We start from the raw sequence: 26,148 nt of genomic DNA, 5'->3' as shown, positions 1-26,148 counted from the left end.
GGACCGCTCAGGGCGTGGCCGCAGTGGCGCGCACCTGCCGCAGGGCGTCCTCCAGGCGCAGGTGCGACCGGGGTGAGGCCAGCGCGAGGCGCAGGGCCGGGCGGGGCGAGGACGTCCCGACCGCGAAGGCGTCCGAGGTCGACACCAGCACGCCCCGTTCCGCCAGGGCACGCGCGGCCCCCGCGGCCCGCCCGGGTGTCGCGGGCAGGCCCAACCAGCCGAACGGCGCGGCCGGATGGGCCCGGTAGTCGAGCCCGCCCAGCACCCGCTGGGCCACCTCCTGGCGGGCCCGCGCGTCCTGGCGCCGGTCCTCCGCAAGGCCCCGGACGGTGCCGTCGGCGATCCACCCGGTCGCCAGCGCGGTGACGAGCGGCGGCAGCCCCCAGGTGGACGCGCGCAGCACGCGGGTCAGCGCCGGGACGTACGCCGGGGGCGCGACCAGGTGGCCGAAGCGCAGCCCGGCCGCGACGCTCTTGGACAACCCGGCGAGGTGGACGGTGCGTTCCGGTGCCAGGGCCTGCAACGGCGCCGGACCCGGAAGCAGGAAGGCGTACGTCCCGTCCTCGATCAGTGTCAGGTCGGCGCGTCGCGCCAGGTCCGCCAGCGCGAGGCGGTGGGCGGCGGAGGCGACGGTGCCGAGCGGGTTGTGCAGGGTCGGCATCGTGTAGACCGCCGCCAGCCGGCGGCGCCCGGCGAGCGCCGCCAGCGCGTCCAGGTCCATGCCCTCCACCGTGTGCGGCACCGCCGCGAGTTCGACGCCGTGCACGTCCGCGGCCAGCTTGATCCCGGGATAGGTGAGCGCGTCCACCGCGATGACGTCGCCGGGCCGGGCCAGCGCGCGCACCGCGGTGTCGAGGGCGTGCTGCGCCCCCGCGGTGAGCAGGACCGCGTCGGGCGGCACGTCGAGCCCCGCGTCCAGCAGGTGCGTGGCCACCGCCGCGCGGTCGGTGGCACGGCCGCCCACCGGGTGCTGCCCGAGCAGCGACGCGATGTCGCCGCTCGCCGCCAGCCGGCGCAGCGCCTCGCGCAACTCGTCGCCCTGGCCCGGCGCGAGCGGCTGGTTGAAGGAGAGGTCCGCGACGCGCCGGCCGCGCGGGATGCGGCGCGCGTCGAGCCCGTCGTACCCGGACCGGTCGCGGACGAAGGTGCCGCGCCCCGGCTCGCCGGCGACGAGCCCGGCCGCGGTCAGCTCGCCGTAGACCCGCGTCGCGGTGGCCAGCGCGATGCCGTGCTCGCGTGCGAGCGTGCGGTGGGTGGGCAGGCGGGTGCCCGGCGGCAGTTCGCCGGAGCGGATCGCGGCGGCGAAGCCGTCCACGACGGCCTTGTAACGCGGGGGGCGGGACATGGGCGGGACCACCTTGTATCCATGACAATCGTCCCAATGTACTGCAACGGGCGCCTAGGGTGGGCCGCATGGAGCAGAACGCGACCCACTTCGCGGCCCCCGGCGCCGCGGCCCCGGACCTGCCGGTGCTGGACTACCTGCGGCGCCAGCTCGCCGGCACCCTGGAGCCCGGCCACCGCACCCCCATGCGCTACCCGACCGCGATCTCCCGGCTGCTCGGCTTCGAGATCGTCGAGGTCGGCGCGGGCACGGCCACGCTGCGGGTGCTGGCCGACACCGACCTGCACGGCAACCAGCAGGGCACCGTGCACGGCGGGTTCCTGGTCGAGCTGGCGGACGCGGCCATCGGCACCGCGCGCTCCACGCTGGTGGGCCCGGGGGAGTCGTTCACCAGCATCGACCTGAAGGCCACCTTCCTGCGGCCGGCCTGGACCGGCGAACTCCTCGCCCGGGCCCACCCGACCCACAGCGGCCGCACCCTCACGCACTACGCGTGCGAGATCAGCCGCCCGGACGGCAAGCCGGTCGCCACCGTCACCAGCGCGGTGATGACGCTGCGCGGCGACGAGGCCGCCGGCCGCTGACGGCATCCCGTCCACCCCGTCCACCACCTCCACCTCGTCCGTCCTGTCCGCCCTGTCCGCCCCGGGCGCCGCGCCCGGGGCGGACGGCGCTCAGGTCTGCCGCATCGGCCGGTACTCCTCCTCGGACACCCCGAACGTCCAGGCGACGCCCGCGCGGGCCGTGCGGGTCGCCGGCGGGACGCGCAGCCAGTACGTGCGGTGGGTGCCGTCCGGTTCGGGAGTGGAGTTGACCACCTCCACCATCACCACCGGCTCGTCGCCGGCGAGGTCGATCCGCCACAGGACGCCGGTCTCGTCGCGGTGCAGCGGGCGGGCGCCGGACTCGGTGAGGTAGCGGTCGTACCCGTAGTACTCCAGCATCACCCGCCGCAGCTCGGCGTTCTCCTCCGCGCGGATACGGTCCGGGGTCAGCGTCCGCAGCTCGGCGAGGAACGCCGCCGACACCGGCATGCCGCGCCACGCGTGGAGGGCGAAGCCGTCCGGGTAGGCGAGCGCGGGGCCCTCGCCGTGGTCGAGCCGGCCGGCCTCGTCGCGGTGCAGGGCGACCGGGCGCTCGCTCACCACCGCGACCCGGGCGAAGGGCCACCACCAGCCGGCGGTGCGGCACACCTCGGCGAGTCCGTCCAGCGGAGCCCGGTCGGCGGGGAAGGCCGCGAGCCAGGGGGCGTCGTGCTGGCCGAGCACCGCGTCGAGCAGCAGCAGCCGGACCTCGGCCTCCACCCGGGCGCTGTCCTGCCGCGCGGCGCGGTCGACCGCGGCGGGGCCGCTCCCGGCAGCGCCCCCGGATGCTCCCGAGGCCGTGTCCCCGGGCGCGGACGGGCCGGTGCCCGCCAGCTCCTCGACGACCCCCTGCCGGATGCGGTCGACCAGCGCGTGCGTCGTCTCCCACAGCCGGCCGCCGGTCGCGCTCCAGTGCGCGGACCACCCGGCCGCGCCCAAGTCGGCGTTCAGGCGCGCCCGTTCGGCGGCCCACGGCGCCGTACGCACCCGGTCGCGCACGCTCGGCCCGGCGTCGGCGAGGGCGCGCAGCACGTCGACGGCCGCGCGGGGCGAGCCGACCCACACGATCCGCTCCGGCTCCGGCAGCCCGGCGCGCGTGTAGGCGAGCCGTATGCCGCGCTCGGCGGCGGCCCGGTCGGCCGGTCCGGTCGCCGAGGAGCAGGCGCGCCAGCGCCGCAGCAGCTCGTCCGGCACCCCCTCACCCGAGGCGGTCTCCGCACCCGAGGCGGTCCCCGTACCCGTGCCGGTCTCCGTACCCGTGCCGGTCTCCGTACCCGTGCCCGAGCCTGCCTGCGGGCCTGTACCCGAGCCTGCCTCCGGGCCGGCACCGCCCACCGTCACGCCGCCGCCCGGGCCCGCCGCCTCCGCCGCGCCCACCGTCTCCACCGTCGTCTCCACCACGTCCACCGCGCTCCTCGCCTTCCCGTCCACTCGCTCTTCCCATGGCCCGGCAGCACCGCCGCCCCCGGGCCGCCCTGCCGTCCGGTGCCTCCGACGTGTTCGCCGCCGCGCCCGCGGGGAACCCCGTGTCCCTCCGTCCCCGCGTCACGCCGGCGCGCGCGTCCCGCTCAGTCCGCCACGATCCGCACCGACCCCGGCACGTACTCCCGCTGCCGGATCACCCGGAACCAGCCGCGCGGCAGCGTGATCGTCGCGTGCTCCTCGTGGACCACCCGCCCGCCCTGCGGGAGATGGAGCAGGAACGGCCCGAACGGCCCCGGCTCCCGGACCAGTTCGCCCGGCCCGACCACGGCGTGCGCGTGGCCGGTGACCTCTCCCAGCGCCAGCACCAGCCGGCCCCGCCCGTCGCGCGGCTCACGGCGCGCCGCGGCCACGTGCGCGGGCACCGCCTCCTCCGCCACGGGCACCATCAGCACGTCTCCCTGCCGGTACACGGCACACCTCCTCCGGCGGCGCACCGCGCGCCTGCCCTCCGTCCACGACCGTAGGGCCGGGCACCGACAACCGGCCTACCACGGCCCCCCGCCAACGGCCCCGCCCGCCGGGCACGTTGGCGGTGCGGCCAGCCACGGGCCGCCTCCGGGGCCGCCCTCGGGCCGCCCCGGACACCCCTGGACGCGCGTTGTCGGACCCGGTTGGTAGAACTGCGGTCACCACGCACCACCCGACCCTTCCCAGGAGCAGGCGCATGACCATCGGTGACCACCTCGACGAGCTGCACGGGCTGCCCGCGTACGACTTCCCGGGCCGCGACGCACCCGTGGCCGACCTGCCAGACCCCGACGCCGTGGCCTGGCGCGTCCGGGGCGAGGTCTACGACTCCGAGGAGGACTGGCCGGCCGCCTTCGCCCGGTTCTGCGAGACCGTCGACACCACCCGGGTGAAGGCGCTGATCGTGGGTGCCTGGGAGGAGGCGTACGACAGCTCGTGCGAGCCGGTGGTGAACGCGCTGACCGGTGCCCGCGACCGCTTCCCCGCGCTGCGCGCGGTGTTCGTCGGCGACATGGTGATGGAGGAGTGCGAGATCTCCTGGATCCACCAAGGTGACATCACCCCGCTGCTCGACGCCTACCCGGAGCTGGCGGAGCTGGGTGTGCGCGGCGGCACCGACCTCGTCTTCCCCGCCGTGAAGCACGCCGCCCTGCGCCGCCTGGTCATGGAGACCGGCGGGCTGCCCGCCGAGGTGGTGCGGGGCGTCGCCGCCAGCGACCTGCCCGCCCTGGAACACCTCGACCTGTGGCTCGGCACCCCCGACTACGGCGGCGACAGCGAGGTGACGGACCTGGAGGGCATCCTGTCCGGCGCCCGCTTCCCGAACCTGCGCCACCTGGCGCTGCGCAACAGCGAGATGCAGGACGCGGTCGCGGCGGCGGTGGCCGCGGCGCCGGTCGTGGCCCGGCTGGAGGAGCTGGACCTGTCCATGGGTGTGCTCACCGACGAGGGCGCCGGCGCGCTGCTCGCCGGCCAGCCGCTGACCCACCTCGCCAGGCTCGACCTGCACCACCACTACCTCAGCGAGCCGATGCGGAACCGCCTCGCCGAGACCCTGCGCCCGGCCGGCGTCGAGCTGGACCTCGACAAGGACGACGCCGACGAGGACACGGAAAGCGACGGCACCGTCTGGCGCTACGTCTCCGTGGGCGAGTGATGGCCTCCCCGGCGAGTGGCGCCGCCCCGCGCCTGGCCGTCGTCGGCAACCCCGGCAACCGGCGCGTGACCCTCTTCGCGGACGCCGTCCGGGCCGCCGGGCTGCCCGCCCCGCGCGTCGTCGCCTGGCGCGACGTCCTGCGCGACGGCGGGGCCGACTTCGACGCGCGTGAGGTCGTGCGGCTCGACTCGCCGGGGGAGGACGACGAGGTGGACCGCCGGCTGCGCGGGGAGGGGCACGCCCCCACCCGCGTGGACGGCTCCGCCCGCTGGTACGCCGGCTTCCTGGCCGCCGTCGCCGGCCTGCGCGGCGGCCGCCGGCTGGACGACCCGGACGACCTCGCCGTGCTGTTCGACAAGCGGCGCTGCCATGCGGTCCTGCGCGCCGCCGGCGTGCCCGTCCCCGCGTCGCCGACGTCCGGGCCCGGCGCGGCCCCGGTGCGCGGGTGGGACGACGTCCGGGAGCTGATGCGCGCGCACCGCCTGCCCCGGGTGTTCGTGAAGCCCGCGCACGGCTCGTCCGCCTCCGGCGTGCTCGCCGTCGAGACCGCCGGAGGCGGAAGGGTGCGGGCCACCACCTCGGTGGAGCGCGCCGCCGACGGCCACCTGCACAACTCCCTGAAGGTGCGGCGCTACGACGGCGAGGCCGACGTCGCCGCGATCGTGGACGCGCTCGCCCCCGACGGGCTGCACCTGGAACGCTGGCTGCCCAAGGCGTCCCAGACCGGCCGCGCCGCCGACCTGCGGGTCGTCGTGGTCGGCGGACGCGCCACCCACGCCGTGGTGCGCACCAGCCGCTCCCCGCTGACCAACCTCCACCTGGGCGGGCGGCGCGGCGACCTCGACGCCGCGCGCGCCGCGGTCGAGGCGGCCGGCGCCCGCTGGAGCGACCTGCTCGACGTGTGCGAGCGGGCCGCCGCCTGCTTCCCCCGGACCCTGTGCGTCGGCGTGGACCTGCTGCCGGCGGTCGGCTGGCGCCGGGCCGCCGTCGGCGAGGTCAACGCCTTCGGCGACCTGCTGCCCGGCCTCACCGGACTGCCCGGCAGCGGCGCCGAGGGACGGGACACGTACGCCGCCCAGGTCGCGGAGATCCTGCGGCCGCACGCGGAGCCGGCCGCCGGGGCCGGACCCCGCCGGCCCCCCGCGCCCGACTCCGGCCGGGCGGCCGGGGCGCACCGCCCACCGCGCCCGCCGGCCCCGTACAGCCCGCCCGCCCCGCACCGCGAAGGACCCACGGATGCCCGCCTCCCCTCCGGCCGCTGAGCCGGACATGACCGAGGTGGTCGGCAGCCACGACCTCCTCCTGGTCACCCTGGACACGCTGCGCCACGACGTCGCCGCCGAACTGGCCGAGCAGGGCCGCATCCCGCACCTGGCCCGCCACCTCCCCGGCGGCCGGTGGGAGGAGCGGCACGCCCCCGGCAGCTTCACCTACGCCTCCCACCAGGCGATCTTCGCCGGCTTCCTGCCGACCCCGGCCACCCCCGGACCGCACGCGCGGCTGTTCGCCGCGCGCTTCGCCGGCAGCGAGACCACCGCGCCCGGCACCTACGTCTACGACACGCCCGACCTCGTCTCCGGCCTGGCCGCCGCCGGCTACCACACCGCCTGCGTCGGCGGGGTCGGCTTCTTCAACCAGCGGGGCCCGCTCGGCTCCGTCCTGCCCGGCCTCTTCCACGAAGCCCACTGGACACCGGACTTCGGCGTCACCTCGCCCACCTCGTTCGAGCACCAGGTGGCGTGCGCGCAGGACGTGGTGCGCGCCCTGCCGCCCGAGCGGAAGCTGTTCCTCTTCGTCAACGTCTCCGCCCTGCACCAGCCGAACTGGTTCCACCTGCCCGGCGCCGGGCGCGAGGCCGGCGACAGCCGCGCCACCCATGCCGCCGCACTGGAATACGTCGACCGGCACATCGGGCGACTGTTCGCCGCCGCGAGCAGCAGGCGCCGCTGCTTCGCGATCGTCTGCTCCGACCACGGCACCGCCTACGGCGACGACGGCTACACCGGCCACCGGCTCGGCCACCCGTCCGTGTGGACCGTGCCCTACGCCCACTTCTTCCTCGACCCGTCGGAGGCCGACCGATGACCGTCGCCCCACCCCGCACCGCCCTCGACGGCGGCCCGTACCAGAGCTACGTCTACGCCTACCCGCACAAGACCGCCTACCGGCCGCTGCCCGAGCGGCCCGCGCTGCGCGACCTGTGGGCGGGCGAGCCGCAGGACAGCCTCTCGCTCTACCTGCACGTCCCCTTCTGCGAGGTCCGCTGCGGCTTCTGCAACCTCTTCACCCGGGTCGGCGCCCCCGACGGCCTCACCGGCGCCTACCTCGACGCGCTGGAGCGGCAGGCCGGCGCGGTGCGCGCCGCCCTCGACGGCGAAGCCCGGTTCGCCACCGCCGCGTTCGGCGGCGGCACCCCCACCTTCCTCACCGCCGCGGAGCTGGAGCGCCTGTGCGACATCGCCGAGCGGCGCATGGGGGCCGACCTGCGCGCCGTCCCGCTGTCCGTGGAGGCGTCCCCGGCCACCGCCACCGCCGACCGCCTCGGCGTGCTCGCCGACCGCGGCACCACCCGGCTCAGCCTCGGCGTGCAGAGCTTCGTGGACGCGGAGGCGCGTGCCGCCGTCCGCCCCCAGCGGCGCGCCGACGTCGAGGACGCGCTCGGACGCGTCCGCGACGCAGCGATACCCGTCCTCAACATCGACCTCATCTACGGCATCGACGGCCAGACCGAGCGCACCTGGCGCGCATCCCTGGACGCGGCCCTCGCCTGGCGGCCCGAGGAGCTGTACCTCTACCCGCTCTACGTCCGCCCGCTGACCGGCCTCGGCCGCCGCGCCACCCAGGAAGCCGACCCGGCCTGGGACGAGCAGCGGCTGCGGCTGTACCGTGCGGGCCGCGACCACCTGCTCGCCCACGGCTACGCGCAGCAGTCCATGCGGATGTTCCGCCGCGCCGACGCCCCGCCGCAGGGCGCCGACGACTACGCCTGCCAGACCGACGGCATGATCGGCCTGGGCTGCGGCGCCCGCTCCTACACCTCGGGGCTGCACTACTCCTTCGACTACGCCGTGGGCATGCACCAGATCCGCGGCATCATCGACGACTTCGTCGCCCGCCCCGCGGCCGACTTCGCGCACGCCGAGACCGGCCGCCGCGTCGACGGCGACGAGGCCCGCCGGCGCCACCTGCTCCAGTCCCTGCTCCAGGCCGCGGGCCTGGAGCACGCGGAGTACCGCGCCCGGTTCGGCGCCGCGCCGGCCGACCACTTCGGCGACGTGCTCGACCGCCTCGCCGACCGCGGCTGGCTCACCGACGACGGGACCGCGCTGCGGCTGACCCCCGAGGGGCTGGCCCACTCCGACGCGATCGGCCCCGCCCTGTTCTCGCCGGCCGTCCGCGCCGCGATGACCGCCTACGAGCGGAGGTGACGGCGTGGACCTGACCCTGCTCTACCGCGGACCGCTCGCCTCCTGCGACTACGACTGCCCGTACTGCCCGTTCGCCAAGCGCCGTGACACCGGAGAGCAACTGCGGGCCGACCGCGCCGCGTTGGAGCGCTTCACCCACTGGGCCGGGCAGCAGACCGGCGACCGCCTGTCGATCCTGTTCACGCCGTGGGGCGAGGGCCTGGTCCGCTCCTGGTACCGCGACGCCCTGACCGGACTGTCGCTGATGCCGCACGTGCGGCGCGTCGCCATCCAGACCAACCTCAGCGGCCGCACCGGGTGGCTGGCCGGCGCCGACCTCGACACCCTCGCGCTGTGGTGCACCTACCACCCCGGCCAGACCCCCTACGACCGGTTCCTCGCCAAGTGCCGGGACCTGGCCGCGCGCGGTGTCCGGTTCAGCGTGGGCGTCGTCGGCCGGCCCGAACACCTCGACGCGGCACGGCGGTTGCGCGCCGACCTGCCCGACCACGTCTACCTGTGGATCAACGCGGCCGAGGGCCACACGTACACCGACGAGGAGGCCGGCCGGTGGACGGACCTCGACCCCCTGTTCCCCTACAGCAGGCACCCGCACGCCAGCGCCGGACTGCCCTGCCGGACGGGGGAGTCGGTGGTCTCGGTGGACGGCGAGGGGACCGTGCGCCGCTGCCACTTCGTGCCCGCGCCGCTCGGCAACCTCTACGACGGCGGCTTCCGCGCGGCCCTGCGGCCGCGCCCCTGCCCCCTGGCCGCCTGTGACTGCCACATCGGCTACGTCCACCTGAACACCCTGCCGCTCTACGACGTCTTCGCCGGGGGTGTGCTGGAACGCATCCCGGCCACCGTCCCCGCGCCGGGGGAGCGGCTCACCCTGGTGTGATGACCAGCTTGCCCCGGGTCGCGGCGCCGCCCTGCTCCAGTTCGGTCAGCGCCGGGACCGCCTGCGAGAGCGGCACGGTGCGGGCGATCGGCAGCCGCAGCGTCCCCTCGGCGGCGGCCCGGGCGACCGTCTCCAGATCCTCGGTGACCGGCTGGGCGATCAAGGCGCGGAACGGCCCGGGCAGCACGCTCCGGGCGAGGTTCGCCGGGGTGGGCAGCACGCTGATGATGCGGCCGCCCGGCTTGATCATCGTCCGCGCGGCTCTGAACGGGAGCGTGCCGGCGGCGACGAGGACGAGGTCGAACCGCCCGGCGAGCGAGTCGGGATCGACGTCGAAGCCGACGACCGGGTCGACGCCGAGGTCGCGTGCCTCGGCGCCGGCGCTGTCCCGGCAACTGCCCGCGACCGTGGCCCGGTGGGCGAGGGCGATCTGCACGGCGGAGCGGCCGACCCCGCCGAGGCAGCTGTGCACGAACACGGCCTGGCCCGGTTGCAGCTTCCCCTTGGTGACCAGGGCCTGGAGGGCGGTGATGCCGACGGTCGGGATCGCGGCGGCGTCCTCGAAGGACAGCCCCCCGGGCTTGTGCACGAGGCACTTCTCCTGCGTCACGACCGCCTCGGCGAACGCCCCGGCCGTCTTGATCGGTGTCCCGCCGAGCACCTCGTCGCCGACCCGCAGCCGGGTGACGCGGTCGCCGACGGACTCGACGACGCCCGCGAGGTCGTAGCCCATCGCGCGGGGGAAACGCCGGCCGGTGACGTGTTTCATGCGGCCGGCGCGGATGCCGAAGTCCATCGGGTTGGCCGCGGCGGCGTGGACACGGACGAGGACCTCGTCGGCGCCGAGCGGCGCCGGTTCGAAGTCCTCCAGCCGCATGACCTCCGGTCCGCCGTACTGGTGGTACTGGATGCGCTTCATGGGTGCGGACTCCTCGGGCGAGTGATGGGACTTGGTTTCATCACCGTAACACGAGTGACGGGACCGAGTCCCGTACACTGGGTGCCATGGCTCGCTGGGAACCGAACGCCGCGGAACGGCTCGCGCACGCCGCGCTGGAGCTCTTCGCCGAGCGGGGGTACGACGACACGACCGTGATCGACATCGCGCGGCGGGCCGGGCTGGGCAAGAGCACCTTCTTCCGCCACTTCCAGGACAAGAGGGAAGTGCTCTTCGGCCGCGGCTCGGTCGACGGACTGATCACCGAGGCGATCGCCGCGGCGCCGGAGACGGCGGCGCCCCTCGACCTGGTCGCCCACGCGCTGGACGCGCTCGGCGGGGAGGTCTTCACGGCCGAACGCCGGGAGTTCGCCGCCCGCAGGCAGGTGGTGATCGCCGCCAACCCCGAACTGCGGGAACGCGAGGCGCTGAAGAACCTCGCCCTCGTGGTGTCGATGGCCGACGCGCTCAGACGGCGCGGGGTGCCCGAGGTCACCGCCCGCGTGTCGGCGGACCTCGGCGCGCTCGCCTCGGCGATCGCCTTCGAACGCTGGAGCGGGAAGACCTCCGGCGAGGACTTCCGCGTGCTCGCCCGGCAGGCGCTCGCCGACGTACGGGCCTGCGCGTCCGCGTGCTGACCCGCCGGCCGGCGGATCGGCCGCCCGGCGGATCGGCCCGCGAAGGGGGATGCCGCGGCGGCGGGGGAGTCGCTGCCGCGTGGGCGCGCGGGACGTCGTCGCCGTCCCGCGCGCCGTCCGCCGCTCAGGTCAGCCGGGGAGGTTCCAGTGCTGCGCGGCGGTGCCGTTGCAGTCCCAGAGCTGGAGCTGGGTGCCCTCGGTGGTGGAACTGTTCGGGTCGTCGAGGCACTTGCCGGAGTTGGGGTTGAGCAGGGAGCCGTTGGACTGGGGCTGCCAGACCTGGGCGCCGGTGTTGTTGCAGTCGTAGAGGTCCACGGTGGTGCCGTCCGCGGTGCCGGAGTTGTCGACGTCCAGGCACTTGCCCAGCGCCTTGAGGGTGTTGCCGGAGGACACGGTCCACTGCTGGGCGGAACTGCCGTTGCAGTTCCAGATCTGCACCGGGTTGAGGTTCGCGGTGCTGGAGGAGCGGTCGTCCACGCACAGCGAGGACGAGACGCCGGCGGTGATCGGACCGGTCTGCGAACCGGTGCTCCCGCTGCCGTTGAAGGCGCCGAGCCCGTTGGGGGTGCCAAGGCCGGTGGGGCCGTCGTAGCCGCCGGCGGCGGTGCACAGGTAGGAGGGGCTGCACGAGCCGTCGGAGCCCGACGTCACGTCGTTGAGCGAGGACGTGTGGCTGTACAGCACGGACGCCGCGTTCGTGGCGGGTGCCCCGGCGAGCGCGTAGGTCGAGGCGATGATCGGCGAGGAGGCGCTGGTGCCGCCGACCACGAACCAGCCGCCCTGCCCGTAGGTGTCGTAGACGGCCACACCGGTGGCGGGGTCGGCGACCGCCGAGACGTCGGCGACCGTACGGTGGCTCCCGCATCCGGTGTCGGTCTGCCAGCTCGGCTTGGACTCCCACGACGAGCAGCCCGCCCCGGAGCCCGACCAGGCCGTCTCGGTCCAGCCCCGCGAGGTGCCGGTGGCCTGGTGCAGGCTGGTGCCGCCGGCGGCCACGACGTACTTCGAGGTGGCGGGGAAGCTCACCCCGTAGCCGCCGTCGCCCGAACTGGCGACGTCCACGACCCCGGCGTGGTTGAAGTCCGCGTCGGCGCCCGCGTCGCCCGAACCGTCGCCGGTGCCCCAGCTGTTGGAGATGAAGTGGGCGCCGAGCGAGACGGCCGTGTTCTGGGCGGAGTCCAGGTCGCCGGACTCGATCACCAGGATGTGGCACAGCGGGCACACCGCGGAGACCATGTCCACGTCGAGCGACGCCTCCGTGCCCCACCCCGTGTCCCCGCCGGGGTAGTTGCCCTGCTGGCCGCTGCCGTTGACCTTCCGGAAGCAGCCGTTGGCCGTGGTGCACGCGGGCAGGCCGTACTGCGCGCGGTAGGTGGCGAGGTCGGACTCGAGGTTGGGGTTGTCCGCCAGTTCCGTGACGGCCACGGTGGCTCCGGCGCCGTTCGACGCGGCGGCGGAGGCCAGGTTGTACGCCCGCTGGAGGTCCGAGGGGCCGTAGCCGGACGGCGTCGCGTCGGGGGCGAGCGCGTTGTCGTGCAACGCGTGCAGGTCGGTACGGACCAGCGCGTAGCAGACCGGGGCGCCGGGACGCAGCGGCTCGGAACACGCGTGCGCGGTGGTCACCTGGCCGGCCGCGTCGGCCGGAGCGGCCAGGGCGTGGGCGGCGGCCGGCGACGTGGCGGCGAGTCCTGCCGCCGCGGCCAGCGTCAGCGCCCACTGGACGAATCTCTTCATGTCTCACCTGTTCGTGTGGGGGTGGCGAGGGTCCCGGTCCGCGGCGGTGGACGGGCACGGGGGAGCCGGCGCACCGGGAGCGCTCTCCCCACGGACGGCGTCCGGCGTGCGAGGTGCGAGGTGCTGGGGCCGGCCCGGACGAGCCGGACGCCGATCTGGCAACGTTGTCAGGTCGAGACCCGGCGGTTTCGCCACATCGTCCCCGGCGGACGGGTCCCCGCGTGCGCACGCGGAGCCGGGTCGCCGGGAGCGGCCGCGGTGTGGAGGGGCGGACGTGCCGTGCGGAGAGCGCTCATCGAAATTAGCCATCCGACATGCACGCGTCAATATGGCGGAGTGGTGTCGGCGCCCGCCGCGGCCGGAAACGCCGGGGCGCCGCCTCCCCCTTCCGGCGGCCATCGCCGGCCATCCCCGGCCGTCGGCGGCGGAGCGACCGGACCGCCGGGCGGGCCCCCTCCGCCGTGCCCGGGCGGCCCGGTGGGCGGCTTCCCGTTCCGGAAGGGTCCGGGCGGCCGGAACTCGGCGCTCCGGACGTCCGACGTATGAAGAGGTGGGCGCGTTGGGCTCTCCCACCTCGACTCGGCAACGCACGGCGGGAGACGGCATGGCAGCGAGCGACACAGCTCTCGACCCGGGGACGCGGGAGCGAGGCGCGCCGGACCCGGCGCCCCGGTCGACAGCGACGGGGTCGGGGTCGGGGACGCGGGAGACGGTTCGCGGGCCGGGCGGCCGCTGGGCGGCGGTCCGCCCGCTGCTGCGGAGGCTGCACTTCTACGCCGGTGTGCTCGTCGGCCCCTTCCTGCTCGTCGCCGCGACGACCGGGCTGGTGTACACCGCCTCGCCGCAGATCGAGGGGATCGTCTACCGGCACGAACTGCACGTGGCCGCGCGGAATCCCGCGCAGGTCGTCCCGCTGGCCCGGCAGGTCGCCGCGGGCGAGGCGGCCGTCCCCGGCGGCACCCTCCAGTCGGTCGACCCGCCCGCCGGGCCGACCGACACCACCCGGGTGCTGCTCGGCACGCCCGGCCTGCCCGACGGGTACAGCCGGACCGCGTTCGTCGACCCGTACACCGGCAAGGTGCGTGGCGTGCTCACCACGTACGGGCAGTGGCTGCCGGTACGCGCCTGGCTCGACACGCTGCACCGCACCCTGCACCTCGGCGCGTTCGGCCGCAACTACAGCGAGCTGGCCGCCAGTTGGCTGTGGGTCGAGGTGCTCGGCGGGCTCGCGCTGTGGCTCGGGGCGCGGCGCCGCAAGGGGGAGCGGCTGCGCCGGACCGTGCTGCCCAGGGTGCGCGGCGGCGCCGGCCGCCGCCGGACGCTGTCGTGGCACGCGGTGGCGGGGCTCGGCCTGTCCGCGGGCCTGCTCGGGCTGTCGGCCACCGGGCTGACCTGGTCGGACCACGCGGGGGCGAGCATCGGTGCGTTGCAGGCGAGGCTGAAGGGCGGCAGCCCCTCGGTGTCCACGGTCCTGCCCGCGGCGGACCCGGTGGCGCACGGCGGCGGCCGCAGCGTCGGCATCGGAACGGTGGTGGCCTCCGCCCACCGCGCGGGCCTCGGCGGCCCGCTGGTCGTCACCCCGCCCGCCGCCCCCGGTACGGCGTGGACGGTGAAGGAGAACACCCGCCACTGGCCGGAGCGCCAGGACTCGGTGGCGGTGGACCCGCACACCGGGAAGGTCACCGCGCGGCTCCGCTTCGCGGACTACCCGGTGCTCGCGAAGCTCACCCGCTGGGGCATCGACGCTCACATGGGGCTGCTCTTCGGGCTCGCCAACCAGATCGTCCTGGCGCTGCTGGCGGTCGGGCTCATCGCGGTGGCCCTGCTCGGCTACCGGATGTGGTGGCTGCGCCGGCCGACCCGCCGGGACGGGTCGGCGCGCCTGCCGGGGCGCGCCCCCGCGCGCGGCGCCTGGCGCCGGGTTCCGGGGCGGGTGCTGGCCCCGGCACTGCTGGTGGCCGCGGTGCTCGGCTACTACCTGCCGCTGCTCGGCCTGCCCCTGCTCGTCTTCCTCGGGGTCGACCTCGCGGTGGGCGCGCTGATCCGGCGCCGGTTCGTCACGGGAGTGTCCCGGTGATCGCGGCACACGGACTGCGCTGGATACTGACGGTCCTCTTCGGCGCGCTGACGGTGCTGGGCGCGGCCCGGGCGCTGCGCCCGGGCCGGGACCGGGCGCGGGGTCCGGAGTCCACGGACGCGGGTGCGGCCCTGGCCGCGGCTCGGGCGGCCGACGGGGCGGCGCCGGACGCCACGGCCTGCGGGGGCCGGGAGGCGGCCGCGGACGCTGAGGTGGAACCGGACGGAGGCGCCGAATCGTCCGGTGGGGCCGAACCGGGCGGTGGCGCGGGGGCGTCCGGCGTGGTGGGGCGGGTCGGCGCTGCCGCGCCTGGGCGGCCCGGGCGAGCGGGGAAGCCGGACCGCCTGGCCGTCTCGGGCGGTGCGGCGGGGGAGCGGATCGCGCACGGGGTGCACGCGGTGATGGGAGCCGCGATGGCGGTCATGGCGTGGCCGTGGGGCATGGACGTGCCCGCCGCGCCGCAAGCGGTGTTCTTCGGGCTGGCCGCGGTGTGGTTCCCGGCGACGGCCCTGGTCCGCGAAGGGCGGCTGCGCCGCGGGCGCCCGGAGGGCGGGGCCGCGCGGGCGTACGGGACGCCGCACCCGTGGACGCACGCGGTGGCGCACGCGGTGATGGCGGCCGCCATGGCGTGGATGCTGCTCGCGATGCCCGGCGGCATGAGCGGCGGTCGTCCGGAGGCGGGCGGACCGGCCGCGATGGCGGACATGCCGGGGATGGACATGTCCGGGTCCGGCGGGGGGATGTCGATGCACCTCCACGGCGCCTCCCGCGTCGTCGCCGGCGTGCTCGCCGTGGGCTTCCTCGCCATGGGGCTGTGGTGGCTGTCCTCGGCGCTCGACGGCGCCCGCGCCCTCCCCGTGCGGCCGCCGACCCTCCGCACGAAGGTGCCCGCGCCGGCCGGAGCGGCCGCGCCCGCGCGGCCGCCAGGGCCGGCCCCGGGTCCCGCCCCGCACGGTCACCGCCCACCCCGTCCCCTGCCGCTCCACGCGTCCGTGGACGTCGGCTGCCACGGCGCGATGGCCCTCGGCATGGCGGTGATGCTGCTCGTCCTGACGTGACCACGGCCAGGCTCCCGCCGCCCGTAGCCGCTCCGGGCCCGTCCACCCGACCACGGACGGGCGCCGCCCCACCCCGGCCCGGCGCCGCCGGCCCGAGACCGGCGGCGTGGCGCGCCTAGGCGGTGGTGCCCTCGGGTTCGAAGGCGCTCAGGCTCGGGTCGTAGTCGGAGGCGCCGATGTCGTACATCGGCGTCATCCAGTGGTAGAAGTTGTCGCCGCGCTCGCGCAGCAGGCCGTAGAGCCTCCGCATCAGGCGGCGGCGGACGTCGGCCATCTCCGGGTGCGGGTAGCGGTTGGACAGTTCGTGGGGGTCGGCCGCCAGGTCGTACAGCTCGTTGACCGACTCCGGGTTCACCACGAGCTTGTAGCGGTCGTCGCGGAGCATCCGCTGCGGGTAGGGGAAGTGGTGCCCGTGGAACTCGGCGAGCAACTCCGTGCGCCAGGCGGGCCGTTCGCCGCGCACCAGCGGCAGCAGGCTGCGGCTGTCCACCGCCGGCGCCGGATCGCAGCCGGCCAGCTCCAGGACGGTCGCGGTGCAGTCGGTGAGCGAGGCGAACTCGTCCCGGACCTGCGGCGGTTGGCCCGGCACCCGGACGATGCCGGGGATGCGGTAGATGTCCTCGTACATCGCCGGGCCCTTGTCGTGCAGCCGGTGCGCGCCGGTGAACTCGCCGTGGTCGGCGGTGAAGAACACCGACGTGGTGCCGGTCAGGCCCAGCTCGTCCATCCGGGTCAGGATGCGGCCGATCTGCTCGTCGATGAGCGTGACGTAGCCCCAGTACACGGCGATGAGCTTGCGGGTGACCTCGATCGGCATCGTGTCGAACGTCCAGTGCGCGCTGTAGTTGCGCTGCACCGGCGGCTTGCCCTCGAAGGTCTCGGCGATCGAGGGCGGCAGCTCGACCAGCGCCGGGTCGTACCGGTCGAAGTACGCGTCCGGCAGCAGGTAGGGCAGGTGCGGCCCGAAGAAGTGGGTGGCCTGGAAGAAGGGCCGGCCGGTGGCGGCGTAGCGCTCCAACTGCTCGATGGTCCGGGTGGCCAGGTAGTGCTCGAAGGTGGCCTCCACCGGCTGGTGCAGGCGCGCGGCCAGCAGGTTGCCGGGGTTGCCGTTGGGCATGGTGCCGCGCACCGGCTCGGAGATGCGGTACGGCGGCAGGCCGTTCGCGTCGAGGTAGGCGAGGTAGTCGGGATGGTCCACCGGGTTGTGCCAGCCGGCCAGATCCGGGCCCTCGAAGCCGTACGACGCCGCGTTGCGCAGGGTGCCGCCGTGCCACTTGCCGACCAGGCCGAGCTGGTAGCCGCGCTCGGCGAGGGCGGCGGGGAAGGTGAAGACGTCCTCGCGCAGGTCCTCCAGGTAGCCGACGTTGCGCTCGTGGTTGGCCAGCAGCCGGTGGCGGAACGGCGCCTGGCCGGTGAGCAGGCTGGCCCGGGCCGGCGTGCAGATCGCGGTGGGCGTGTAGAAGCGGTCGAAGCGGGTGCCGCCGGCCGCCAGCCGGTCCAGGTGCGGGGTGGCCACGTGCGGGTTCCCGTACGCGCCGAGGGTGTCCACCCGGTGCTGGTCGGTCATCAGGAACAGGATGTTCACTTGCCGTACGCCTTCGTGAAGGCGGCGCCCTCGTAGTAGGCGGACGGCGCCGGCGCCTTCTCCAACTGGCCGGTGCCCACGAAGAAGCGGGCGAGGCCGTTCAGCCAGGTGTCGACGGTGCCGTCCTTCGTCTTCGCCACGAGCTGCGCGGTGGTGAGGAGTTGGACGTTGGCCGCGTCCGCGCGCACCTGGGCCTCGGTGACCTGGAGCATCTTCGCGGACAGGCCGATCGCCTGGTCCTTGTGCGCGACCCGCCAGTCGTTCGCCGCCTGGAGCACCCGGACGACCTTCGCGTCACGGGACGGGTCGGCCTTGGGCCCGGAGACGAAGGCGGTCGGGAAGGCGTGATCGGGGAAGTCCCGGTCGGCGGCGAGCTCCACCAGCTTCGGCTTGCGCTTCTTGATCGTGTCGATCAGCGGGTAGTAGAAGCCGGCTCCGTCGATCTGCCCCGCGGAGAACGCCGACACGATGGTGGCCGGGTCCATCGCCACCTTCTTGATGTCGGAGATCTTCATCCCCGCCTTGTCCAGCGCCAGGTCGAGGATCATCTCGCCCGACGTGCCTTCCGTCACCCCGACCTTCCTGCCCTTGAGCTGCTCGATCGAGGTGATGCCGGGCTGCGCGATGACCCGGTCGGCGTAGGTGAGCGTGTCGACGGCGATCAGCTTCGCCTTGCCGCTGGCGGGCAGCCACAGGGCGCCCGGGCCGATGTAGCCGTAGTCGAGGTCGCCGGAGCCCAGCGCCTGGATCTGGATCGGGCCGTTCGTGAAGACCTTGACGCTCGCGCTCAGGCCCTCCTTCTTCCACAGCCCCTGGTCGTCGGCTATCGCCAGCAGGCTGGAGCCGTTGAAGTCGCCGATGTAGCCGAAGCGGACCTTGGTGCCCCCGCCCGAGCCGCCGGAGCTGTTCGAGGAGCACGCGGCTGCGGTGAGTGACAGGGCGGACGCGGACAGTGCGGTGACGAAGCCGCGCCGGCTCATCGGGGCCATGACGGGGGTCCTTTCGGGAGGGCTGGGGAGCCTTGGGGGAGAAGGGAGGGAGGAAGGGGTTCGGGGAGGAAGGGGGTGCGGGGGCGGAAGGGGAGCCGGGCGGGCCGGGCGGGCCGCCGTCAGGTGCCGGTCAGGGGCCGGGCGGGCCGCCGGTCAGGTGCCGGCGCCCGCCGGAGCCTGGGCGTCGCCGCCCGCCGGTTTCCGCGGGTCCGGTCCGGCCGGGGCCTGGTGGTAGACGGCCTGCCACACCTGGTTGCGCAGAGCGGCGAACCCGGCGGACAGCCGGATCTCCTCGGTCCGGGGATAGGGCAGGTCCACGTCGACCACGGCGTGCACCCGCCCGGGCCTGGCGGCCATCACCACGACCCGCTGGGCGAGGTAGACCGCCTCCTCCACGTCGTGCGTGACGAACATGACGGTGCGCCGCTCCTTGCTCCAGGTGTCCAGCAACTGGTCCTGGAGCTGCACCCGGGTCAGCGCGTCCAGCGCGCCGAACGGCTCGTCCATCAGCAGCACCTCCGGATCGACCGCGTACGCCCGGGCGATCGCGCAGCGCTGCTTCATCCCGCCGGACAGCGTCTTCGGCAGCGCGTCCGCGAAGTCCGTCAACCCGACCAGCTCGATCGCGTGGTCCGCGCGCGCCCGGCGCTCCCCGGCCGGCATGGAGGTCAGCCGCAGCCCGAACTCCACGTTGCGGCGCACCGTCAGCCACGGGAACAGCGCGTACTGCTGGAAGATCACCCCGCGGTCGGGCCCCGGTCCGGTGACCGGCCGGCCGTCCACGGACACCCCGCCCGAGGTGGGCTCCACCAGCCCCGCGGCCATCCCGAGCAGCGTGCTCTTCCCGCAGCCGGACGGGCCGACCACGGTGACGAACTCCCGCTCGCCGACGTCCAGCGACACCCCGCCCAGCGCGGTGAACGTCCCGCTTTTCACCGGGTACGTCTTGACGGCGTCCCGGAAGGAGATCTTGTGTGTCATCGTCGCTCCTGCCAACCGGTGAGACGGCGCTCGGCCAGCAGCAGCAGCCGGTCCATGACCAGGCCCAGCACGCCGATGGTGATCAGTCCCACGAAGATCGTGTCGAGGTCGTAGTACGTCTCGGCGTGCTGCATCCGGAAGCCGAGGCCCTGCTGCGCGGCGATCAGCTCCGCGGCCACCAGGGTGGACCAGGCCGCGCCCAGCCCGATCCGCATGCCGACCAGGATGAACGGCGCCGACGCCGGGATGACCACCTTCAGGAAGATGGTGCGGTCCCGCGCGCCCAGCACCCGCGCCGCGTCGACGAGGGTGCGGTCCACGTCGAGCACGCCCTGGAAGGTCGCCACCACGCTGGACAGGAAGGCCGCCAGGAAGATCACGAAGATCTTGGGCGTCTCGCCGATCCCCATCAGGACCACCGCCAGCGGGATCACGGCCAGCGGCGGGACGGTGCGGAAGAACTGGACGTAGGGCTCGAACAGCCCGCGGGCGATGGGGTACCAGCCCATGAGGAAGCCGACCACCACCGCCAGCACGGTGCCGAGCAGGAAACCGGTGAGCACCCGCCGCAGGCTGGCGGCGATGTCGTCCTCCAGGGTGCCGTCGCCCAGCAACTGGCCCGCCCGGCGGGCGACGGCGACCGGGCCGGGCAGGTCGTGCACGCCCCGGGAGGCCAGCAGCGCCCACAGGCCCACGCCGACCGCGACGGCGATCACGTTCAGCAGCAGGCGCGGCGCGCCGCGGCGCCAGTCGAGCGGCCTGGCGGTCGCCGCCCCCGCCGCCGGCGGGGCGTCCTCCGCTCCGGCCGCGGCGGCCGCGCCCGTCCCCGCCGCGCCCGTCCCCGCCGAGGGTGCCCCCGCCGACGGTGCCCCCGCGGACGGTTCACCGTCCTTCCCGGTCGTCGCCAGGTCCATCGTCGCCTCGCTCCGTTCGTGCCTGCTCATCGGGTGCCTCCGTGGCCGCCGCGTCCGGCCGTGCCCGCCGGGGCGGCGCCCGCCGCCGCTGCGGCGGCGGTCGTACGCCGCGGGTCGGTCCTCCGCGCTGGGGTGGCGGTTCCGGTTCCGTGCACGGGCTCCCCGGCCGGCGGCCGGGCCGCCGCCGCTGCCGGCCGCGCCGGGTGGTCGTGAAGCTGGGGCGAATCCCGCAGTACCAGCGCGATGCCGCCCAGCGCCGCGCCCGCCTCGCCGAGCGCCGCCCGGCGCAGGTCCACGCGGTCGCGGGCGACCGGCAGCAGGCCGGCGGCCAGCTCGCGCTCGACCGGGCCGGTCAACGCGTCCCCGGCGGCCACGAGTTCGCCGCCCAGGACGATCACGCCGGGGCCGATCGCGTGGCACACCGCGGCCAGCACGGTGCCGGTCCGCCGTCCCACCTCGGCCAGCACCGCGACCGCCAGATCCTCGCCGTCGCGGGCGGCGGCCGTCACGTCGCCGATGTCGGCGGCCCGGCCCCCCGCCGCGCGGTAGGCGTCGAGCACCGCACCCACCGAGGCCACCGTCTCCAGGCAGCCGGAGCCGCCGCACTCGCAGGCGGCGCCGTCCGGCACGACCGTGATGTGGCCGAACTCGCCGGACAGGCCGTAGGCGCCGCGGTGCGGGGCCCCGCCGACGATCAGCCCGCCGCCGACGCCGTGCGACAGCCGCAGGTAGAGCACGTCCGTCCCACCGGCCGCCGCGCCCCAGGTCGACTCGGCGAGCGCGGCCAGGCGCGTGTTGTTGTCCACCAGTACCGGAACTTTGAAGCGCTCCTCCAACAGTCGGGAGACGGGGCCCGGCTCCATCGAACCCCGGCCCGCGCCGGTCGCGGAGACGGCGGCGGAGGCAGCGGAGGCGGAGGCGGGGGCCGCGGACGTGGCGGTGGACGACGCGGACGTGCCGCCGAGGGTGGCCCCGGCAGCGGTCCCGGCGGCGCCCGGGGCGCCCGGCGCGGGCGGGACGGCCGGACCGGCGGGCTCGGCCGGTACCGGCGTGGCGTGCACGCCGTTCGCCCGGCCCGGCGCGGGGGCGCCCGGTTCGTCCGTGAGCCTCGCCGTGGCGGCGGGGTCGTCCGTGCCGACCGGCTCCGCCGCGTCCAGGGACCCCACGACCGGGCCGACGACGCCCACACCGATCGCGCTGAGGGCGTCCAACCGGAGCGAGTCGCCGGCGAGGCCGCGGATCAGGCGCTCGGCCAGGGCGACGCGGTCGCTCCAGGCCAGGTCCGGCCCGTGCGGCTCGCTCGCCGAGCCGACCACCTCGTGGGCCACGTTGACCGCCGCGACGTGCACGGCCCGCCGCGCGAAGTCGATACCGATCGCCAGCCCGGCCTCGGGGTTGAGGGCGAGGCGCTCCACCGGACGGCCGCGCTTGCGCGGGCCGGCCTCGGGTGCCGCCGCGACCACCGCGCCGTTGCCGACGAGCGCGCCGACGATGTCGTACAGGGTGGTGCGCGACAGACCGCAGCGCGCCCCCAACTCGCCGCGGCTGAGCGGCCCGTGCGTGCGCAGCAGGTCCAGCACCAGTTGCTCGTGGCCCCGGCGCAGCCGGGACAGGAGGCCGTCGTGTTGCTGCATGCCGACAGGATGCGGACCCGGGGATTTTTTCGTCAATGCTCCGGAAAAAAGAACCGGGTCCCGCCCGGTTAGCCGCCGGGCGCCCAACACCCCAGCTCACAAGGGAATATGACGTCCCCTCAGCAGTGTTGCGGCCGGGCGAACTTTATCGCGCGGGTTACATCCGCTTCACGGTGGTTCACAATCGGGCCGCGCTCACGCGTCGCGGACACAGCGGAAACCGAGGTTGCCCGTGGTGCTGTCGGGCGTGTTGGAGGTGCGCGCGGCGACCCGGTAGCGGTTGCAGTAGGAGTGGTGGCACAGGTACGAACCCCCGCGCATCACCCGGGAGGTGCCGCGGCCCGGACCGGTCGGGTTGGCGCGCGGGCCGGCCGGGTGCGCGGTGGTCCACCAGTCGGCGCACCACTCCCAGACGTTGCCCGCCATGTTGTACAGGCCGAAGCCGTTGGGGGCGAAGGCGTCGGCGGGGGCGGTGCCCTCGTACCCGTCCTCGGCGGTGTTCCTCGTGGGGAAGCGGCCCTGCCAGATGTTGCAGCGGTGCTCGCCGCCAGGCGTCAGCTCGTCGCCCCACGGGTAGCGGCGCTGCTCCAGCCCGCCGCGGGCGGCGTACTCCCACTCCGCCTCGGTCGGCAGCCGGCCCCCGGCCCACCGGCAGTAGGCGGCGGCGTCCGCCCACGACACGTGCACCACCGGGTGCCCGCCGAGGTCGTTCAGGCCGCTGCCCGGGCCGAGCGGCTCCCGCCACCACGCGCCCGGCACGCCGCACCACCACGGCGTGTGCTCGGGACGGGCGGCCCCGCGCCGCAGGTGCGTGGGCAGGAACCCGGCGAAGACGTACGACCAGCCGAACCGCTCCGCTTCGGTGACGTGCCCGGTGTCCGCGACGAACGCGGCGAACCGCTCGTTGGTCACCGCGCACGCGTCGATCCGGAACGGCCGCAGTGTCACCGGCCGCACCGGCCCCTCCCCGTCGGCGGCGAACCCCTCGGTGTCGTCCGTCCCCATCAGGAACCGGCCGCCCGGCAGCAGCACCGAGCCGTCCGCGTCCGCCGCTCGGCCGCCGCCGCTGCGCTCCGCGCGGCCGCCCGCCGCCGCTTCGCCGTCGCCCGCCGCCGTGTCGAGCAGGACGGGGCCGGGGGACGGGGCCGGGCCGTGGGCGAGGCGCCCGCCGCGGCCTCCGGGCGCGTCTCCGGCGCCGGGTCCCTCCGCGCGCCCGGGGGCGCAGCAGGACGGCGGATGCTGCTCGGCTTCACTCATGGCGCGGTCCCCACTTCGGTGTCGACCGCACATGATAAGCCGACGCCCGTGCCCGGCCCGGGCCCGCGCCGACCCGCCGACCCGCGCCCGCGCCGACCCGCTGACCTGCGGCCGGGTCGGCCCTCTCCTGCTGGACGGACGCGGCGCCCCGGGGTTTCCGCCCGGGCCGGACGGCCCCCGGACGGCCCCAACCGGGGACCGTCCGGCCCCAGCGCCGGACCCGGTCCGCGCGCGAGGATGGAGGGGAGGCGGGCGCCACGGCCCCGGCTGCCGACCCGCGGCGATCCTGCCGTGCGCGGAGCAGCCGCTCCCGGGCCGCCGCCCGGCACCCCGCTGGAGGAGACCATGTTCAGCTCGCCGATGTCCGTCGAGGACGTGATGACCCGCACCGTGGTCGCCCTCGGCAGGGAGGCCGGCTTCAAGGAGATCGTCAGGACGATGAAGCGGTGGAAGGTCAGCGCGCTGCCCGTGCTGGAGGGCGAGGGCCGGGTGGTCGGCGTGGTCTCCGAGGCGGACCTGCTGCCGAAGGAGGAGTTCCGCGCCACCACCCCGGACCGGTCGGACCGGGAGGAGCGGGCCCGCGACGTGGAACGGACCGGGGCCGTCACCGCCGACCGGCTGATGACCGCCCCCGCGGTGTGCGTGCACGCCGACTCCACGCTCGCCCAGGCCGCCCGGATCATGGCGGTGCGCGGCGTCAAACGGCTGCCGGTGATCGACGCGGGAGGAAAGCTGCGCGGCATCGTCAGCCGCTCCGACCTGCTCAAGGTCTTCCTGCGCACCGACGAGGAGATCGCCGACGAGGTGCGCGGGCAGGTCGTCGAGGCGCTCTTCCCGGATGATCCGGACCCGCGGGTCCAGGTCCGCGAGGGGCGTGTCCGGCTGACCGGCGCCGTGCGGGAGCCGCGGCTGATCCCGACCGCGGCCCGGCTGGCGCGCGCGGTCGAGGGCGTCGTCGGGGTGGAGTGCGAACTGCGGGGCGCGGACGCGGCCGCCCCGGCCGCCGGATGAGCCACCGCGGCGCGCCGCCGCGCGCCGCCCGGGCCGGGTCCGGACCCGGCCTTCGGACCGGACCCGGACCCGGCCTTCGGACCGGACCCGGACCCGGCCCTGTGACCGGACCCGCACCCGGCCCTCGGACCGGACCCGGCCCCGACCCCGCGGGGTGGACCGGCGTGCGCCGAGCGGGCGGAATCACGGGCGGAATCCGGTCGGCGCCCCTGTCGGTGTGCGGCTGCCGCGCCGCCCGCCGTTAGCGTGCGGGCTGCGGGCGACAGCGTCGCGATGTCACGGGCGGAGGATGCGGTGGGCAACAGCCTTGGCGACGACGGCCGCCGGCCTGGGCGCGAACTGGACCACCTGCTCGACGAGATGCAGGCCCGCGCCGACGCGGTGGCCGGCACGCGGGCCCGCGTCCACGGCCTGCTGGAGGCGCTGCTGACCGTCGGCGGCGAACTGGACCTGTCGCAGGTGCTGCGGCGCATCGTGGAGTCCGCGGTCACCCTGGTCGACGCCGAGTACGGCGCGCTGGGCGTGATCGAGGGCACCCGGCTGTCGGAGTTCCTGACGGTGGGGGTGTCCGAGGAGCAGGCGGGGCGGATCGGCGCGCTGCCCTCCGGGCACGGGATCCTGGGCGAGCTGATCAGGAGGCCGCAGCCGCTGCGGCTGTCGGAGCTGTCCGCGCACCCGTCGTCGTACGGCTTCCCGCCCGACCACCCGCCGATGCGCTCCTTCCTGGGCGTGCCGATCCGGGTGCGCGACGAGGTGTTCGGCAACCTCTACCTCACCGAGAAGCGCGGCGGCGCGGACTTCGACGCGGAGGACGAGACGATCCTGCGGATGCTCGCGGTCGCCGCCGGTGTCGCGATCGAGAACGCCCGCCTGTACCAGGCGGCCCGCGACCGGCAGCGCTGGTTGGAGGCGAACGCGCAGATCGTCCGCGCGCTGCTGTCCGGTGCCCCGCAGGCCGAGGTGCTGGAGGGCATCGTCGGCCACGCCGGCCGCATCCTGAACGCCGACCTCGGCGTGCTCGCGCTGCCCGTCACCGGGAGTGCCGACCTGCGCGTGGCGATCGCGCTGGGCGTGGACGCCGACGCGCACCGCGACCTGGTGCTGCCGGTGGACGGCTCGTTCATGGGCGCCGCGCTGGCCACCGGCGAGCAGATCGCCACCGCCGACATCCAGCAGGACCCCCGGGTCACCGCGGGACCGCCGCGGTGGAGCGGCCTCGGCCCGGTGGTGGCGGTGCCCATGGTCACCGACGACGGGGTGCGGGGCGTGCTGCTGCTGGCGCGCAAGGAGCGGGCGGCCCCCTTCAGCGAGGAGGAGACCGCCCCGCTGCTCGCCTTCGCCGGGCAGGCGGCCCTGGCGATGGAGCTGGCCGCCCGCCGGCGGGACGCGGAGCAGGTGGCGGTGCTGGAGGACCGTGACCGCATCGCCAGGGACCTGCACGACATGGCGATCCAGCGGCTGTTCGCGACGGGCATGACGCTCCAGAGCACCCTGCGGTTCGTGGACCACCCGCAGGCCACCGAGCGGATCATGCGGGCCGTGGACGACCTCGACGAGACGATCAAGATCATCCGGACCACGATCTTCGGGCTGCGGGCCCGGGAGGCCGAGCGCCGCGGCGGCGGGCTGCGCTTCACCCCGTCCCTCCAGATGGAGGGGCCGATCGACGCGCAGGTGCCCGCGGCGATCGCGGAGGAGGCCGTCGCCGTCCTCGACGAGGCGCTGTCCAACGTCGCCCGGCACGCCGAGGCGTCCAGCGTCCTGATCCGGCTCACGGTCGCCGCCGGCACGCTCACCCTGACCGTCCGCGACGACGGCGTCGGCATCGCCCCGGACGCCCCGCGCGGCGGCCTGCGCAACCTCGCCGAGCGCGCGGACGGCCTCGGCGGCACCTTCCACGTCGGCCCCGCCCCCGACGGCGGCACCCGCCTGCGGTGGAGCGTGCCGCTCGAAGGCCCCGGCGCGGGCTGACGCCCCGGCGCGGGCT

General features: G+C 75.7%; 22 protein-coding genes. 11 read left to right on the top strand and 11 right to left on the bottom strand.

All coding sequences use genetic code 11. The features are described from left to right. Positions 1-7: 7 nt before the first annotated feature. Positions 8-1,345 carry an aminotransferase-like domain-containing protein gene (locus RVR_RS02045; RefSeq protein ID WP_202232137.1) on the bottom strand — a complete coding sequence of 446 codons (1,338 nt, stop codon included), beginning with the start codon at positions 1,343-1,345 and terminating at the stop codon, positions 8-10. Between the two features lie 68 nt (positions 1,346-1,413). On the opposite strand from RVR_RS02045, the gene RVR_RS02040 reads away from it, so the two are divergent. After that, complete coding sequence (locus RVR_RS02040) at positions 1,414-1,929, top strand: PaaI family thioesterase (RefSeq protein ID WP_202232136.1); 516 nt, start codon at positions 1,414-1,416, stop codon at positions 1,927-1,929. Between the two features lie 90 nt (positions 1,930-2,019). On the opposite strand, the gene RVR_RS02035 is transcribed toward RVR_RS02040, so the two are convergent. Next, positions 2,020-3,123: a DUF6745 domain-containing protein gene (locus RVR_RS02035; protein ID WP_202238319.1), complete on the bottom strand. Its 1,104-nt coding sequence runs from the start codon at positions 3,121-3,123 to the stop codon at positions 2,020-2,022. Positions 3,124-3,497: 374 nt separating this feature from the next. Continuing rightward, positions 3,498-3,824: a hypothetical protein gene (locus RVR_RS02030; RefSeq protein WP_202232135.1), complete on the bottom strand. Its 327-nt coding sequence runs from the start codon at positions 3,822-3,824 to the stop codon at positions 3,498-3,500. Between the two features lie 254 nt (positions 3,825-4,078). Here RVR_RS02030 and RVR_RS02025 point away from each other — a divergent pair, with 254 nt between their 5' ends. The 5 genes from RVR_RS02025 to RVR_RS02005 are packed head-to-tail and all read left to right on the top strand — an operon-like array spanning position 4,079 to position 9,346. After that, positions 4,079-5,038, top strand: a complete 960-nt coding sequence (locus RVR_RS02025) for an STM4015 family protein (RefSeq protein WP_202232134.1) — start codon at positions 4,079-4,081, stop codon at positions 5,036-5,038. Further along, positions 5,038-6,300, top strand: a complete 1,263-nt coding sequence (locus RVR_RS02020) for an STM4014 family protein (protein WP_202238318.1) — start codon at positions 5,038-5,040, stop codon at positions 6,298-6,300. Before RVR_RS02025 ends, RVR_RS02020 begins: the two co-directional genes overlap by 1 nt. A 7-nt stretch (positions 6,301-6,307) precedes the next feature. Beyond that, positions 6,308-7,123: an STM4013/SEN3800 family hydrolase gene (locus tag RVR_RS02015; protein ID WP_202238317.1), complete on the top strand. Its 816-nt coding sequence runs from the start codon at positions 6,308-6,310 to the stop codon at positions 7,121-7,123. After that, entirely contained in the window at positions 7,120-8,466 is a 1,347-nt protein-coding gene (locus tag RVR_RS02010; RefSeq protein ID WP_202232133.1) for an STM4012 family radical SAM protein, read from the top strand. The genes RVR_RS02015 and RVR_RS02010 overlap by 4 nt, the downstream gene beginning before the upstream one ends. A 4-nt stretch (positions 8,467-8,470) precedes the next feature. Next, positions 8,471-9,346, top strand: coding sequence for an STM4011 family radical SAM protein (locus RVR_RS02005; RefSeq protein WP_202232132.1), 876 nt, complete (start codon positions 8,471-8,473; stop codon positions 9,344-9,346). Here the strand turns inward: RVR_RS02005 and RVR_RS02000 are convergent. Then, positions 9,333-10,265 carry an NADP-dependent oxidoreductase gene (locus RVR_RS02000; protein ID WP_202232131.1) on the bottom strand — a complete coding sequence of 311 codons (933 nt, stop codon included), beginning with the start codon at positions 10,263-10,265 and terminating at the stop codon, positions 9,333-9,335. The genes RVR_RS02005 and RVR_RS02000 overlap by 14 nt on opposite strands. Positions 10,266-10,351: 86 nt before the next feature. Between RVR_RS02000 and RVR_RS01995 the strand changes: the two genes are divergently transcribed. After that, the gene (locus tag RVR_RS01995) at positions 10,352-10,921 is read left to right on the top strand and encodes a TetR/AcrR family transcriptional regulator (protein ID WP_202232130.1); all 570 of its coding nucleotides are present in this window, start codon (positions 10,352-10,354) and stop codon (positions 10,919-10,921) included. A 129-nt stretch (positions 10,922-11,050) separates the two neighbouring features. Here RVR_RS01995 and RVR_RS37265 read toward each other — a convergent pair whose 3' ends face one another. After that, positions 11,051-12,655, bottom strand: coding sequence for a ricin-type beta-trefoil lectin domain protein (locus RVR_RS37265; protein WP_237404515.1), 1,605 nt, complete (start codon positions 12,653-12,655; stop codon positions 11,051-11,053). 604 nt (positions 12,656-13,259) lie between these two features. Between RVR_RS37265 and RVR_RS01985 the strand changes: the two genes are divergently transcribed. After that, positions 13,260-14,732: a PepSY-associated TM helix domain-containing protein gene (locus RVR_RS01985; protein WP_202232129.1), complete on the top strand. Its 1,473-nt coding sequence runs from the start codon at positions 13,260-13,262 to the stop codon at positions 14,730-14,732. Next, positions 14,729-15,790, top strand: a complete 1,062-nt coding sequence (locus RVR_RS01980; RefSeq protein ID WP_202232128.1) for a DUF5134 domain-containing protein — start codon at positions 14,729-14,731, stop codon at positions 15,788-15,790. Before RVR_RS01985 ends, RVR_RS01980 begins: the two co-directional genes overlap by 4 nt. Positions 15,791-15,905: 115 nt before the next feature. On the opposite strand, the gene RVR_RS01975 is transcribed toward RVR_RS01980, so the two are convergent. From RVR_RS01975 to RVR_RS01950, 6 genes are all read right to left on the bottom strand, one after another. Next, positions 15,906-17,375, bottom strand: a complete 1,470-nt coding sequence (locus tag RVR_RS01975) for a sulfatase family protein (protein ID WP_202232127.1) — start codon at positions 17,373-17,375, stop codon at positions 15,906-15,908. Next, a complete protein-coding gene (locus RVR_RS01970) occupies positions 17,372-18,364 on the bottom strand; it encodes an aliphatic sulfonate ABC transporter substrate-binding protein (RefSeq protein ID WP_202232126.1) in 993 nt (330 codons plus the stop codon). Before RVR_RS01970 ends, RVR_RS01975 begins: the two co-directional genes overlap by 4 nt. A 153-nt stretch (positions 18,365-18,517) precedes the next feature. Further along, the gene (locus RVR_RS01965; RefSeq protein WP_202232125.1) at positions 18,518-19,345 is read right to left on the bottom strand and encodes an ABC transporter ATP-binding protein; all 828 of its coding nucleotides are present in this window, start codon (positions 19,343-19,345) and stop codon (positions 18,518-18,520) included. Beyond that, positions 19,342-20,259 carry an ABC transporter permease gene (locus RVR_RS01960; RefSeq protein WP_430393210.1) on the bottom strand — a complete coding sequence of 306 codons (918 nt, stop codon included), beginning with the start codon at positions 20,257-20,259 and terminating at the stop codon, positions 19,342-19,344. Before RVR_RS01960 ends, RVR_RS01965 begins: the two co-directional genes overlap by 4 nt. A 26-nt stretch (positions 20,260-20,285) precedes the next feature. Further along, positions 20,286-21,893: an ROK family transcriptional regulator gene (locus RVR_RS01955; protein WP_202232124.1), complete on the bottom strand. Its 1,608-nt coding sequence runs from the start codon at positions 21,891-21,893 to the stop codon at positions 20,286-20,288. A gap of 195 nt (positions 21,894-22,088) precedes the next feature. Beyond that, the gene (locus RVR_RS01950) at positions 22,089-23,150 is read right to left on the bottom strand and encodes a formylglycine-generating enzyme family protein (protein WP_202232123.1); all 1,062 of its coding nucleotides are present in this window, start codon (positions 23,148-23,150) and stop codon (positions 22,089-22,091) included. Positions 23,151-23,495: 345 nt separating this feature from the next. Here RVR_RS01950 and RVR_RS01945 point away from each other — a divergent pair, with 345 nt between their 5' ends. Together RVR_RS01945 and RVR_RS01940 are read left to right on the top strand one after the other, a co-directional pair. Beyond that, positions 23,496-24,161: a CBS domain-containing protein gene (locus RVR_RS01945; RefSeq protein WP_202238314.1), complete on the top strand. Its 666-nt coding sequence runs from the start codon at positions 23,496-23,498 to the stop codon at positions 24,159-24,161. A gap of 273 nt (positions 24,162-24,434) precedes the next feature. Further along, positions 24,435-26,132 carry a GAF domain-containing sensor histidine kinase gene (locus RVR_RS01940; RefSeq protein WP_202232122.1) on the top strand — a complete coding sequence of 566 codons (1,698 nt, stop codon included), beginning with the start codon at positions 24,435-24,437 and terminating at the stop codon, positions 26,130-26,132. Positions 26,133-26,148: the final 16 nt, after the last annotated feature.

It is taken from the genome of Streptomyces sp. SN-593 (genome assembly GCF_016756395.1).
GTDB lineage: Bacteria > Actinomycetota > Actinomycetes > Streptomycetales > Streptomycetaceae > Actinacidiphila > Actinacidiphila reveromycinica.
Note: the sequence above shows the minus strand (reverse complement) of the source record. Positions and strands in the feature narration are given on the sequence as shown.